Origin of the sequence: Acaryochloris marina S15, from assembly GCF_018336915.1 — a bacterium.
GTDB lineage: Bacteria > Cyanobacteriota > Cyanobacteriia > Thermosynechococcales > Thermosynechococcaceae > Acaryochloris > Acaryochloris marina_A.
This window is the reverse complement of the sequence record NZ_CP064923.1, coordinates 4,543,202-4,556,069: the sequence shown is the minus strand read 5'-3', so window position 1 is coordinate 4,556,069 and position 12,868 is coordinate 4,543,202. Positions and strand designations below refer to the sequence as shown.

Below are 12,868 nucleotides of genomic sequence, written 5' to 3'. Positions count from 1 at the left end.
CGGGACTGTTAAGGTAATTTTACATTTCTTTGGTTTATTCGTGGGTAGATTCCTCAGATGAACTTTCACAAACCCAGATAAACTGTCTGTAATGATCAGGGATGTCTATGGCGCTTTCCATTGCCCATCTTGGGCCTGCAGGAACCTATGCAGAACAAGCTGCGATCGCATATGCGGATTGGTACGCTAAACTCACTCAACAACCGACCCCCATCCTCTGCCCCTGCCCCAGCATTGCCCAAGCGCTGCAATCTACAGCTGCTGGCGATACCAAACTATCTGTTTCTCCCGTAGAAAACTCAATTGAAGGCAGTGTCTCCGTTACCTTAGACACCGTCTGGCAGTTAGAAATTCTGCAGATTCGTCAAGCTTTGGTATTGTCCATTGAGCATGTTTTGATCGCCAAAGCGCAACAATTAAAGTCCATTCAAGCGGTCTATTCCCATCCCCAAGCCCTCGGACAATGTCAGACTTGGCTGAAAAACAATTTGCCTCAAGCGACCTTGGTGCCAGCCAGCTCTACGACCGAGGCTCTTAACTATGTGGATGAGGATGGTTCGATTGCGGCGATCTCGTCGGAACGAGCGGCTCAACTGTACCAATTGCCGGTGATTCAGCGGTCTATCCAAGATCATCCTGATAACTGCACCCGATTTTGGATCGTGAGTCAAAAAGATACGCCTTATCCCATCACTGCCCCAGAAGGTAGCCCGGTGTATACGTCTTTAGCCTTCAGCTTGCCTGCGAATGTTCCCGGTGCTTTGCTGCAGCCCCTGAAGATTTTCAATGACCGACATATTAATCTCAGTCGGATTGAATCTCGTCCCAGCAAGCGTTCCTTGGGGGAATATGTATTTTTTGTGGATGCAGAGGCTGACTTACATACCAGCTTTTTTCAATCTGCTCTAGATGAATTAACCTCGCACACTGAAGTTCTCAAAGTATTTGGCAGTTACCCGCTGGTGCAAGTGGTTGGGACCTCCGATTCATAGGGGATACAAGCATGAACCAGTCAACCATGGCAGAGTGGACTGCGAATCAGTACAGCATGGTGAAATAAACTGAAGCAGTAAACTTCTCTGGTCATATTTTGGTATCTGATCGGCCAAATGCCTTCCCTGAATCTCAATGGGCGATGCTTGAACAGCAGGTAGCGTCCTTGTTGATCTATTCATCCGTTTGGGAGAATGAGGTGGGACAAGCTTTTTTCTCAGTTTTAAGTGCCATGCAACAGTCTGAGCAGGATCTATCTCAGATTCTCTGGGCCTATGGACAGTTATTTAAGGCCTTATCAGCGACTCACAAAAGCTGGCGGGATTACTTAGTACAACGGATTTTGGAGTCCGACAATCCCTTTACTTTGCAAGTTCAGCATCACCCCCTGGAGCAACTTCCTGCTGAACTTCTAGAGGCAGTTCAGTATGATTTGACGGTGCTACAGCAACTCTGGCAATGGCATGTAGACGATCTCCCCCAAGCCATTGGCCAACTAGGAGGACCTGTCTTACCGGCCTTACCGAGCACCACTCAAACCCATGATTCTCAGGCCGTTGCTTTTTTAAAAGAGTATGACCACTGGGCTGATGCATTGCCTGCTTTAGCTGAGTATCACCGCCAAGTGGGCTGTGGATTGATGGCTCAATATCGGGCGTTTAGCTGGCATGAAGGCCAACTCCAAGGCCATCCCTATCCGGATGAGATTGCCATGGATGCGTTGGTGGGATACGAAGATCAGCGGGATCAGTTGCTGAACAATACAGAAGCACTGCTCCGGGGGTATCCTGCCCTGAATATCTTGCTTTATGGCAGTCGAGGAGCAGGTAAGTCGGCCATGATTAAAGCTCTATTACCCCTTTATGGCGATCGGGGCTTGCGTTTAATTGAAGTCCGTAAATCTGCCTTGATTGAGTTGCCTCAGATTTTGGAACCGCTTCAGAACTGTCCGCAAAAGTTCATCATTTTTGTGGATGACCTCTCTTTTGAGGAAGACGAGGAGAGTTATAAAGCCTTAAAAGTGGTTCTAGAAGGTCATATTGCCGCTAGACCCCATAATGTGATTGTCTATGCCACGTCCAATCGTCGGCATTTGATTCGGGAGTTCTTTGATGATCGGCCCAGCCCAAGTGATGGGGATGAAATCCATGCTTGGGACACGGTTCAGGAAAAATTGTCCCTCAGCGATCGCTTTGGCCTTACCCTCACCTTTACCCCTGCTAATCAAGAGACCTATCTGAAGATGGTGTTCCATCTCGCTGGCAAAGCGAATCTGGTTCTAGACGAAGCAGATCTGAAATTTCGGGCTTTGCAATGGGCGACTCGACACAATGGTCGCTCCGGTCGCACGGCTCGTCAATTTATTGACTTTTTGCAAGCTGAATTAGCCCTTGCGGCTGACTCGGGTGACCTGGGTTAGGTCGCCGTTTTGAGCAGCAAGATCTGATGCCTGAGAGGGTTGAGGTTGTTCAACCGGTTTGGGGGGTGGCTGTAGAAAAGCGACTTCCCCCAGCAGTTGTTCAAAGGACTTTAAGGCTGTGAATAACTTGTCTTGGCGGAGGGTGCCGCCCAGGATGTTCATGACTCCGTTGGCCTGCACCACAATTCCCGCAACATTATCGATCAGCTTGGGTTCTCGGAATGCTGGGAACCAGTTTAAACAGCCTGATTGTGCTGCTTTCTGCCGCTCAGCCATTAGAATTTGGCGTTCTTGGCTATTATTAACGATAATCTTCAGTTGCGGGAAGGTTTGAGCGCACCAAGCGCAGACTTCGTAGGTTTGATCCCCGAAAACTTGAGTATCGAGGATAAGTAATTGAGGCAGTGAGCCGGAAGCTACTCGTCGAGGTAGGTAGGCTTTTAAATCTATTTCAGCTGATTCCCAATAGCTGTCTATGGTTTGCGATCGCAAAACCGTTTGCCAGATTTTACCTTGTAGCGCATCCTCTTGTAGGAGCAAGACCTGGGCTTGATCAGATGTGCCATGGCCTGTCGTTCGATGGGGCGGAATATCTTGAAAAATCAGATAGGTATCACCAATCTTGATGCGATCGCCATTTTGAAGCAAGACGGGTTGCTTGACTGAACGACCCCGAAATTTTGAGCCATTGCGGCTATTGAGGTCGACATAGCAATAATGTTGGTCTTGCAGCTTAACGAGCTTGGCATGTTGACGAGACGCGCAGCGATCGCCTAGTTGAATTGGATTACTGGGATGACGCCCCACCGTCCACTCTAAACCGGATTGAAATTCAAAGGGTTCGCAGCTACTCCCAGTCTGAATCAATATTTGGGGTATCTCTAGGGAGGTGGCAATCACACTACATCCAATCCTAAATCTGAGTAAACACTGTCCTTAGTATGGCCAAGTCGAGCCTTCAAATGAACGTCTAGCTACAAAATTCTTGTGGATTGGAAAACTGACTCCCTTTAATACATGCCAGTTGACTCATCTAGCTTGAAGGGAATACTTCACCTTCAGATATCTACTTAATCCCGTGAAATATCTAGAGATTATGCATAATGCTCAACAGATCAATGCTATTTCTGCAATTTATAAAATGTGTAATTAGCTACTTTCTGATGTTCCAAAAAGCATAAATATATGTAAAGCGTTTGTGTTGGTTTTTCCTTTATAGGAAAGATCGACTTTTTTGCGTTGATTTTTCTTTTCTTAATCGCAGTCTGATTGAAGCAACATTTTAGATCTATGTTTGAGCTCATCTCCTACGAGAGATTTCGTGACACCCCTAAGGTTCGGTTTTTTGATGTCACCATTTCTAAGTCCAATGCCCGAGACCTGGTTTATCACGAGGGGCCAGCGATTAGCCCCCACAATACTGCCGATGATTTTTGGCAGTTTTACCTACATCCTAATCAAGAAGATAATTTACTCGCTTTATCCGGTGGCCGCACATTCTATCTAGTCAATTTTCAATGGGAAGTCCCATTCCATATGGTTAGATTGGAAGCAGGTAAGGAGATTTTGCGAATCCCACCAGGCACGTTTCATCGCTCAATTTCTGATGATGATGGCTCAATTGTCCTCAATCAAGCGGTTCGCTCCACTGAAACAACGATTCAAAAAGAATTTCGAGTTTATAGCAGCAAAGAAATCCCGAAACTCTACGAAGTGACTTCTAGCAAAGCTCCTCCACCTAGAGTTCATAATTTGTCACCTCGTTGGGGGCAAGCGGCTTAGGAGTCAGAGCAGAATTCCATACAGCATTCTCTAGAGATTGCGTGTGGCGAAGGTATCACAATCTTTGAGGCTTCCTTTTTGTAAGCCTACCTTAAACCACTTCACCCGCTGGGCAGAACTGCCGTGGGTAAAAGACTCTGGCGCTACACGACCGCCTGCTTGCTGTTGTAGGCGATCGTCGCCAATGCTGCTAGCTGCATTTAAGGCTTCTTCCACATCGCCCTGCTCCAAAATCTGGCGGGTTCGATTGGCATGGTGGGCCCAAATGCCAGCAAAACAGTCTGCCTGAAGCTCTTGACGCACGGAAAGTTGGTTTCCCTCTACTTTGCTGACTCGACTTCTCAAGTCATATACTTTTTGAGAAACACCGAGTAGGGTTTGTACATGATGCCCCACCTCATGGGCAATCACATAGGCTTGGGCGAAATCACCGGGAGCCTGATGTCGTTCTTTCAGGTCGTTATAGAAGCTCAGGTCAATATACACTTTCTGATCTGCAGGACAATAGAACGGCCCCATTGCCGCCTTCCCTAAACCGCATGCAGACGAAGTCTGACCTGAAAACAACACCAGTTTGGGTTTTCGGTAAGTTTGCCCGCCTTGGCGAAACAGAGTCTCCCAAGTGTCTTCCGTATCAGCAAGCACGACAGAGACAAAGTCTACGAGCTCATTCTCAGCCGCAGGACGATTTCCTGGTGCCGAAGAGGTCGGCTGATTCTCCAACTGGTTTGCTTGGTCCAAAATCAAGCTGGGATCGACACCAAAAAAGGCCGCCACCAGGGCGATCACCAGTAGGCCTAATCCACCCCCTGCAGCCGTTGGCATAGAAGAACCACCCCGCCGATCCTCTACATTGCTGCTTCGTCGGCCCATTTTCCAGCGCATGACAAAATTCCTCCGGATTGATTGGTTGCCCCCAGCTTGCAATCATCCTAAGTATTTTTTTGCCAAAGACTAAATTTATTAAGCCAAATTTCCATTCATGGAGATCGATGGCAAAAATTGCCCCATACCTTAGGTGCTAATGGTGGATATTTAAGGTAAAGAACTCAGTGCTGGATTAAGTAAGTCAAACAAGTTGTTGATGATGTCTTGAGGATTTTGTAGCTGCAAGGATTCTTGGGTGGTCACCTTACCCATACCCTGAGCTTTTTGGTCTTGGTTCATTTGGCGGCGGGTGTTGACGTAGGCGAGCATCAATTCCTTGTGCACCTTTTCTTGATCCACATTAGGGGCTGTATGAACCTTCACAAGGATGACCCCATTCCCTTTATGTTCAATACATTGAATGCCCATTTGGGCCTGGGGATAGGTGCGCTGTATTCGTTTCAGGGAATTGGCAAAGGCGGCCCAATTCACCCCATTATGGAAGTTCAGGTTAATGGTTTCAGAACTGGTCCATAGGAGTTGTGCGAGTTCTCCAGCCAGAAATTTACCGTGACTGGGCTGACGATCTTGCTCATGCCTTCTTAAGTAGACATGTTCGCAGATGGTATGGTCGAACTTAGTACTACGGTTTAGCTCTATCTCTTCCAAACAGGCGGCGGTCAAATTCGTCATGGATAAGTTAGCTGCTTGGAGCTGGCTCCGGGTCAGATCGGCCTTACGCAAATCGGCCTCTCTCAAATCAGCTGCTGTTAAGTTGGTCTCACATAAATTCGCTTTATTGAGATTGGCATGGAGAAAGCTAGCTTTGTGACAATTGGCCCCCGCGAGTTGGGCATCACTCAAGTTGGTGTCAATGAGCAAAGCCTTACTGAGGTTGGCATTAATTAAATCACTATCACTCAGATTGGTGCTCTTGATATCAGCATTGCTTAAATCGACAGCACCCAAATTAGCCCGACAGAGTTGACCTTTTTTCAAGGTGCTGCCCTGGAGGTTTGCCCCTCGTAAATTGGCCTCAATTAGGATAATGCCGTTGAGATTGGCACCATGTAGATCCGCCTCAATTAACCGGGCAAAACTGAGGTCTGCTTTGCTGAGGTTAATGTTGCTCAAATTGGCCCGCGTTAGATCTGCCTCACTCAACAGCGCTCGGTTGAGATTGGCTCCTTTCAGGCTGACATCACTTAAGTTCGCTTCTAGCAGGACTGCTTTAATCAGATGTGCTTTACGGAGATTCGCCTTACTCAAGTTGGCTCGGCTTAAATCTGCAAAATTGAGAACGGCCTGGGTCAGATTTGCTTCTACGAGCAACGCCTTTGTGAGCCGGGTTTCAATGAGAATGGATTGCTCTAGGTTGGCAAAGCTTAGATCCACTGCTTCTAGATTGGCTTTGCCCAGGTTGGCTCCTGTTAACTTGGCTTCACTGAGATAAGCATGGGATAAATTGGCAACACTTAAATAGGACCCACTTAAGTCTGCACCCGTTAAATTCGCATGATTTAGGTCCGCGCCAATCAGGTTTACCCCTCGCAGGTCTAACCCACTGAGATCAGCTTCAGACAAATCGGGTTGATCGGAAAACTTCTCTTTACGCCAGTTATTCCAATGTTTAACTCCGCGTTTAATGAGTCGGAGGTGGGCCGTGTTTGCCACAGGGATAATCGTCCTTTTTATTTACTGCACTCGAGCGTTTCCCCCCCGCCTTTAGATATGCAATAGCTAGGCCGGTAAGTGCCAAATGATGATTTACACTCTGACTGAACTATAATCTTTTTTGCTGTCTACTGCCCTCAGATTAACCTGACATTATCCTTTTTGGCGAGATGCTTGCAAAAAGATGTTAACTGGGCGTCTAAATCTTGCTCGGTCGCTAATTGAGTCAACTTGGGCTTTTCTTTAGCCGTAAAGGGTTGGAATGTTTGTTGTTGGCTGGATAAAAGATCGGGTGTGGCATCGGAGATATCTCCTTGGCGGTTTTGGAGCCGCGATCGCAACTCCAAAACCGGTGCAGTACAGAATAAAATCTGTACCGGAATGTGAGCCAACTCAGACTGGGCAATTACCTGCTCACGCAATTCCACTCGATCGTACTTCGCGTCTAAAATCACGGTCCATCCCATTTGTGCCAGGGAGATTCCCCATTCAGCTAAGCGCTGATAGGTGCGTTGGGTCATGGCTGATGTATAGATATTGATCTGATCTACACCCGATTGATCTAACGGAACTCCTGCTAGATGTTTGCGAACGGCATCTGAACGAATGTGAATGGCCTGGAGTTGAGGGGCAAGACGACGGGCTACAGTACTTTTTCCTGAACCGGACAAACCCGACATGAGGATAATCTGTCCTTGTCGAAGCTGAGTATATCGATGGGCTAAGGCAAAGTAGTCTTTGGCTATTTGCCAGGGAGATGCTTCATCACGCCCTGAATTATCAGTATTTTGGGCTGTCATGCTATTTACATTGCCGCGAATCGTGGCTCGCATACTTAAATAGGCTGGCAATAGTAAAGCCCCTGCATAATCTCCCGTCTTTTCCAGGTATGTATTTAAAAAGATATTGGCTAAATCCGGTCGATGATGAAAGTCTAAATCCATGACCATGAATGCCACATCATAAATCACATCAATATTGCGAAATTCTTGGCAAAATTCGATGCAATCAAAGATTTGGATTTGATCTGCATATAGACACACATTATTGAGGTGTAAATCGCCATGGCATTCTCGAATTTTCCCTTGGCGCTGTTGCAGCCAATCTTGATGATCTCGCCAGAAGTGCTGGGTAAACGATCGGGTCTGTTGCCACTGTTCCTTGGTTTGAGACTTGCCTATAAATGCTTGGGTTAGGGTGTAGTTCTCTTCATCGATGGCCTGGAGGGATTCTAGGGTACCGTTGGCCTGGATTGTAGGGCTGGTCGCTGAAGCGGCATGAAAGTGGGCTACTAACTGACCGAGTTGTTGCAGATGAGCTGCCGTTAACTGATCTTGATTTAATAGATGGCTGAACAATCTATCTTGATCAAACTGCCGCATCTGTAGGACATAGTCAACAATCTCAGCGCCAGGATAAGGGGGAGAATTTAAACAGTAGCTGCCCTCTTCTTCCTCTTTATAGATTGTTAAGACGGCCAAATAGAGATCGGGAGACAGACGGCGGTTTAGACGCAACTCCTCCTGGCAGAAGTAGGCTCGTTGCTCTAGGGTCGAAAAGTCTAGCAATCCAAACTGGGTTGGCTTTTTAACTTTGTAAGCAAAGTCGCCCGTTAAAAACACATAGGAAATATGGGTTTGTAAAAGCTGCACCGGGTTTTGAACCGGGTGAGGATAGAAATCCGGTTGCAGCATGCGCTGAATTAGGGCGGGTAAGGCAGCATGGGGCATGCCTATATTCTCCTATTTCTATATCTAAATGGAGGCAAATTTGAGGAAGCGTTGGAACCCTCAATCCTAAAGTCGGTCTGAAGGCAGGATGGGCCTCTTCTTAATTCACGTTAAGCTGGCTCCTAGCATAAGGAAAGCGTGGAATGTCTCTGCATAAGATTACTAAGGGTGTATGGGTGAGTTGGATGGTGAGTACCTCCTTTGCCAGTGCCCACGGTGCCCCCTCATTGAACTCCCAGTGCGTGGCGCAACTAAAGCGAGACGTGGATGCGATCGCATCTCAACCCCTGTTCAATAAAGCTCGTCTAGGCATTGCGATTCAGCCCCTCCAAGCCACTCAGCCCGTCTATGCTCAAGGCGCACAGCGCTATTTTCTTCCTGCATCGACGACGAAGGTGATGACTACGGCTGCTGCCCTGACCAAGCTAGGCCCTCAATTCCGAATTCAGACCGATATTTATGGGTCTGGTACTGGCCCTATTCTCGAGCATTTAAGAATTTTAGGTCGTGGCGATCCCAGCCTGTCCGATCAGCAGCTACAGAAAATTGCCACCCAACTCAAGCAAAAAGGCATCCGCCAAATTAACCATCTTCTAGGAGATGACACCTATTTTCAAGGGCCAGGCATTGTTCCGTCTTGGGAATGGGAGGATCTACAGGCGGGCTATGGTGCTCCCGTGAATAGCCTGATCCTCAATCAAAATGCCTATGAGCTAAAAATCTGGCCCCAAGCATTAGGCCAGCCCCTCCGAGTCGAATGGCTTTCTCCTCAACCCATTGGTGCTTGGCGACAGATTAATCGCACCCGCACGGTTGGCAAAAATGCTCCGGAATATATAGAAATTGTCCGTCGTCTCAAAGGAAACACTTTAGAAATTGAGATTATGGGACAGCTCCGAGCCGGTGCCCCTCACGATCGCTCAGCTGTGGCAGTTGTTGATCCAGGTTGGTTCTTACTCAAGCGGTTTCGAGCAATCTTGGCGACTCAAAACATTAACGTGGGTCGCATGTCGCTGTTATCGACCCAGAAAGAACGAAATGCTGTCCTACAAGGCAAATCAGAACAGCGCCTAACGCAGATCCAATCTCCCCCCCTTACTACTCTTATTAAAACCACTAACCAAGAGAGCAATAATCTCTACGCTGAAGCCCTAGTCAAAACACTGGGAGCCACCTTGGCCCAGAAGCAAACCTCACAAAATACCCATCAACAAGGTTTAAAGGTTCTAAAGCAAACCCTCACCCAACTAGGGGTCAAGGCGTCCACCTATTCAGTTGCCGATGGCTCTGGCTTATCCCGACAGAACTCGATCAGTCCCCTGGCTTTAACTCAAACTTTAAAAGGCATCCTCAAATCTCCCCACGCTTCTAACTTTCAAGCGTCTTTACCCAAAGATTCTATTGGGCAAAATCCAGCCTCAACCCTATGGAGTAAGAGTGGAGGCATGCGGGGAGTCTCTACCTTAACGGGCTACCTTCAACACCCCCAATCTTCACCTGTACTGTTTAGTCTGATGTTTAATCAATATAATCAATCGGGCAGCAAGCGGCGGCAAGCTATGGATGCCATGCTGTTATCTATAAATCGTTGGCAATCTTGTCAAGGTACACACTGATGACTTCTCTATCTCCTCCCCCCTCTACTCAGCAGATTGTCTTAGCTGTCTCCGGCATGAAATGTGCCGGCTGTGTTCAAGCTGTGGAAAAACGCTTACAGCAACAGCCTGGTGTGGCAACGGCGGTGGTCAATTTAGTGACTGAACAGGCGGCCATTGAATATATCCCCCAAGAAATTGAGCCGGATAGTTTAGCGAAAGTCTTAACCACGGCAGGGTTTCCCAGCCATGTCCAAAACCGAGAAGGTGGGCCTGAAACGCCCACTCAGGTGCTAAAAGAGACTCAACCCTTGATTCTGGCAACTGTATTAGTTGTGCTATCGGGGGTGGGACATTTGGGGCATATCCCTGGTTTTACCTTGCCCTGGCTCACTAGCATTCAGTTTCACTGGGGACTGGCAACCTTAGCACTGCTAGGTCCTGGACGTCCCATTTTGCGGGAAGGCTGGCAAGGCCTGTGGCAAAATCGCCCCAATATGAACACCTTGATTAGTCTAGGTAGCGTGACAGCCTATCTCGCCAGCGTAGTGGCCGTTGTCTGGCCGCAATTATATTGGGACTGCTTTTTCGATGCGCCGGTCATGATTGTCGGTCTGATTTTGTTGGGGAGAGCTTTAGAATCTCAGGCTAGGGGGCGAACTAAAGCTTCCCTGGAGAAGTTATTGGCTTTGCAGCCGATGGTGGCGCGATGGCTCCCAAATCCACAGGTGCAGCCAGAGCGATTCGTAGAAATTCCAGCTCGGGATGTGCAGATAGGGGCTTGGCTGCAGGTTTTGCCTGGAGATAAGTTCCCTGTGGATGGTTGTGTCCTAGAGGGAAGCACCCTGGTGGATGAAGCCATGTTAACGGGGGAAGCCATGCCTGTCCCTAAGATAGTGGGGGATGATGTTGTTGCTGGCACCCTCAATCAATCGGCCCTGATCACCATCGAAGCGACCCGCACGGGTCAACAAACCACCCTCGCTCAAATTATTGATCTGGTAGAAACGGCCCAAACTCGAAAAGCTCCGATTCAGCAATTTGCCGATCGGGTGGCTGGATATTTCACCTATGGCGTCCTTGCGATCGCAACCCTCACCTTCCTGTTCTGGGTGGGGATTGGCGTTCATCTTTGGCCTGAAGTCCTCACCCAAGGTACGCTGCCGATGACGCATAGTCCCAGCGGGGTCGCAGCAGAGATGGCTCCTCGAGCCGCTGGCATTTTACTGGGACTCAAGTTGGCGATTGCCGTACTCGTTATCGCCTGTCCCTGTGCATTAGGCTTGGCGACTCCCACGGCTATTTTAGTTGGAACAAGCCTGGGGGCAGAGCGGGGTCTGTTGATTCGAGGGGGAGATGTATTAGAGCAAGTGGATCGCCTCGATACCCTCGTATTTGATAAAACAGGCACCCTAACCACAGGACATCCACAGGTCACAGATTATTGGGTATCAGAAAGTTCACCTCTTCCGGTGGGTGAAGACCTCTCGTCCCAGACCGTTTTGCAGCTAGCTGCCAGCTTGGAAAAGGGCAGCCGACATCCCCTGGCTACAGCGATTGTGGAACAGGCTGACGCCCAAGACCTTGCCTACCTCTCGGCAACAGCCTTAGAAACAGTTCCTGGATGTGGCGTGACAGGCCAGATTGATGGGGCCTTGGCTCGTTTAGGTTCAGCACAATGGCTACAAGACTGTGGAATCTTGATTCCCCAGCAAAATCAGCACCAGGGACACCAGTTGGCCCAAGCAGGCAAGACCCTGATTCATTTGGCTGTTGACCACACCTATGTAGGGGGACTGGCCGTTCAAGACACCCTGAGGTCTGAAGCAGGCCAAACTTTGAAAGAACTCCAACGCCTGGGATTGCGGATACAGATGTTAACAGGCGATCAAGCCGCAACAGCTCATATCGTTGCTCAAGAACTGGATTTAGATCCGACCGCAGTGCAGGCTGGTGTGACGCCTGGGGGCAAGGCTGCTTTTATTGCTGAACTGCAAGCTCAAGGACATCAAGTCGGCATGATTGGGGATGGGATTAATGATGCCCCCGCTTTAGCCCAAGCCAATGTTGGTATTTCTTTGAGCGGGGGCACAGACGTGGCGATAGAAACGGCCCAAATTATCCTGATGTCTGGAGATGCCAATCCTTTATATCGTCTAGTAGATGTTTTGCGTTTGAGCCGAGCAACCTTTCGGAAAATTCAACAGAATCTGTTTTGGGCATTGATTTATAATCTCATCGGCTTGCCCGTGGCAGCAGGCATCCTTTTACCTAAATTTGGGATTTTGCTCAGCCCAGCCTCGTCGGCAGCCCTGATGGCGTTCAGCTCTGTGAGTGTGGTGACCAATTCTCTTCGCTTAAGACGCCTTTCTTTAACAGGTTAAAGATTGTTCTCCACAACACAGATTAAATTCCAGTGTTATGGTTTGCTAGAAAAATCTCTACTATGATAATTAAGAAATCTTAATATAATTCAAGTAAAGTTAAGTTTTGCTATTGTCTCCCTGGGGCTTTTTCACCTACAGATTAATCCATGCAAGCCCTAAATCTGGTGAATTTATCCCGCTTCTATACGCTACATCTAGTGCTCAATGGGTCGTACCCTATTGAGGCCAAAGTGAATTAGATCACTCGATTGTGGTGCTCCACATCAATAAAGTGCTCTACTAAGAGATATAAAGCTCAAACGACAGCAGGGGGCTTTCTCTGTGTTCCATAACGCATTCTGGAAATTAGAGCAAGGATGTCGTTTTGAAAGGTTTAAGTCATAATTGCGGTGGAAGTCGTTGTAGACTCCCCCAATTTTT

General features: G+C 48.1%; 9 protein-coding genes. 5 read left to right on the top strand and 4 right to left on the bottom strand.

What is annotated here, in order from left to right:
- The first annotated feature begins 107 nt into the window (after window positions 1–107).
- Both pheA and I1H34_RS20750 read left to right on the top strand, forming a co-directional pair.
- Complete coding sequence (pheA, locus tag I1H34_RS20755) at window positions 108–992, top strand: prephenate dehydratase (RefSeq protein ID WP_212662842.1); 885 nt, start codon at window positions 108–110, stop codon at window positions 990–992.
- 143 nt (window positions 993–1,135) lie between these two features.
- Window positions 1,136–2,413 (top strand): ATP-binding protein, encoded by a 1,278-nt coding sequence (locus I1H34_RS20750; RefSeq protein ID WP_212662841.1) that lies wholly within the window; start codon window positions 1,136–1,138, stop codon window positions 2,411–2,413.
- Here the strand turns inward: I1H34_RS20750 and I1H34_RS20745 are convergent.
- The gene (locus I1H34_RS20745) at window positions 2,378–3,313 is read right to left on the bottom strand and encodes an FHA domain-containing protein (RefSeq protein WP_212662840.1); all 936 of its coding nucleotides are present in this window, start codon (window positions 3,311–3,313) and stop codon (window positions 2,378–2,380) included. The genes I1H34_RS20750 and I1H34_RS20745 overlap by 36 nt on opposite strands.
- Before the next feature lie 390 nt (window positions 3,314–3,703).
- On the opposite strand from I1H34_RS20745, the gene I1H34_RS20740 reads away from it, so the two are divergent.
- Window positions 3,704–4,195 (top strand): redox protein, encoded by a 492-nt coding sequence (locus I1H34_RS20740; RefSeq protein WP_212662839.1) that lies wholly within the window; start codon window positions 3,704–3,706, stop codon window positions 4,193–4,195.
- A gap of 30 nt (window positions 4,196–4,225) precedes the next feature.
- On the opposite strand, the gene ypfJ is transcribed toward I1H34_RS20740, so the two are convergent.
- From ypfJ to I1H34_RS20725, 3 genes are all read right to left on the bottom strand, one after another.
- Window positions 4,226–5,080 carry a KPN_02809 family neutral zinc metallopeptidase gene (gene ypfJ, locus I1H34_RS20735; RefSeq protein WP_212662838.1) on the bottom strand — a complete coding sequence of 285 codons (855 nt, stop codon included), beginning with the start codon at window positions 5,078–5,080 and terminating at the stop codon, window positions 4,226–4,228.
- Between the two features lie 150 nt (window positions 5,081–5,230).
- A complete protein-coding gene (locus tag I1H34_RS20730) occupies window positions 5,231–6,736 on the bottom strand; it encodes a pentapeptide repeat-containing protein (protein WP_212662837.1) in 1,506 nt (501 codons plus the stop codon).
- Window positions 6,737–6,873: 137 nt separating this feature from the next.
- Window positions 6,874–8,466: a bifunctional aminoglycoside phosphotransferase/ATP-binding protein gene (locus tag I1H34_RS20725; protein ID WP_212662836.1), complete on the bottom strand. Its 1,593-nt coding sequence runs from the start codon at window positions 8,464–8,466 to the stop codon at window positions 6,874–6,876.
- Between the two features lie 143 nt (window positions 8,467–8,609).
- Between I1H34_RS20725 and dacB the strand changes: the two genes are divergently transcribed.
- Together dacB and I1H34_RS20715 are read left to right on the top strand one after the other, a co-directional pair.
- On the top strand, window positions 8,610–10,082 hold the full coding sequence (gene dacB / locus I1H34_RS20720; RefSeq protein ID WP_212662835.1) for a D-alanyl-D-alanine carboxypeptidase/D-alanyl-D-alanine endopeptidase: 1,473 nt from the start codon (window positions 8,610–8,612) through the stop codon (window positions 10,080–10,082).
- Window positions 10,082–12,445: a heavy metal translocating P-type ATPase gene (locus I1H34_RS20715; RefSeq protein WP_212662834.1), complete on the top strand. Its 2,364-nt coding sequence runs from the start codon at window positions 10,082–10,084 to the stop codon at window positions 12,443–12,445. The genes dacB and I1H34_RS20715 overlap by 1 nt, the downstream gene beginning before the upstream one ends.
- Window positions 12,446–12,868: the final 423 nt, after the last annotated feature.

Excerpts from the sequence above, each read along its gene's own strand:
- ypfJ (WP_212662838.1), bottom strand. The coding sequence starts at position 5,080 with ATGCGCTGGAAAATGGGCCGACGAAGCAGCAATGTAGAGGATCGGCGG.
- dacB (WP_212662835.1), top strand. The coding sequence starts at position 8,610 with ATGTCTCTGCATAAGATTACTAAGGGTGTATGGGTGAGTTGGATGGTG.
- I1H34_RS20715 (WP_212662834.1), top strand. The coding sequence starts at position 10,082 with ATGACTTCTCTATCTCCTCCCCCCTCTACTCAGCAGATTGTCTTAGCT.
- I1H34_RS20725 (WP_212662836.1), bottom strand. The coding sequence starts at position 8,466 with ATGCCCCATGCTGCCTTACCCGCCCTAATTCAGCGCATGCTGCAACCG.
- pheA (WP_212662842.1), top strand. The coding sequence starts at position 108 with ATGGCGCTTTCCATTGCCCATCTTGGGCCTGCAGGAACCTATGCAGAA.
- I1H34_RS20750 (WP_212662841.1), top strand. The coding sequence starts at position 1,136 with ATGCTTGAACAGCAGGTAGCGTCCTTGTTGATCTATTCATCCGTTTGG.
- I1H34_RS20740 (WP_212662839.1), top strand. The coding sequence starts at position 3,704 with ATGTTTGAGCTCATCTCCTACGAGAGATTTCGTGACACCCCTAAGGTT.